The organism is Halorubrum sp. SS7 (assembly GCF_005435055.1).
In the GTDB taxonomy this organism is placed as follows: Archaea; Halobacteriota; Halobacteria; order Halobacteriales; family Haloferacaceae; genus Halorubrum; species Halorubrum salinarum.
Genome location: NZ_SGXV01000554.1, coordinates 1 through 260, shown reverse-complemented (window position 1 = coordinate 260; position 260 = coordinate 1). Strand labels below are relative to the sequence as shown.

At 61.5% G+C, this 260-nt stretch carries 1 pseudogene; it reads left to right on the top strand.

Annotated features, from left to right (window positions below):
• Nucleotides 1-260 (top strand): annotated as a pseudogene (locus EXE44_RS19110) (ABC transporter substrate-binding protein); the annotation flags it as partial.

Sequence of the window (260 nt, the reverse complement as noted above, 5' to 3'; positions counted from 1 at the left end):
CCGACGACGACCCGAGCGGGATCCGGATCGCGAGACAGCTCGAAGAACACCTGACCGCGGTCGGTATCGACGTCCAACTCAACGCCGTCGGACAGACCGAGCTCTGGCGCAAGGTACTGATAAACCAGGACTTCGACATCTACGTCGGGCAGTTCGTGGAGACTGAACCCTTCGACCCGGACGCGCTGTACGGCCTGACGCACTCGAAGTTCATCGCGGAGTCCGGCTGGCAGAACCCCTTCGGATTCACGGAGATATCG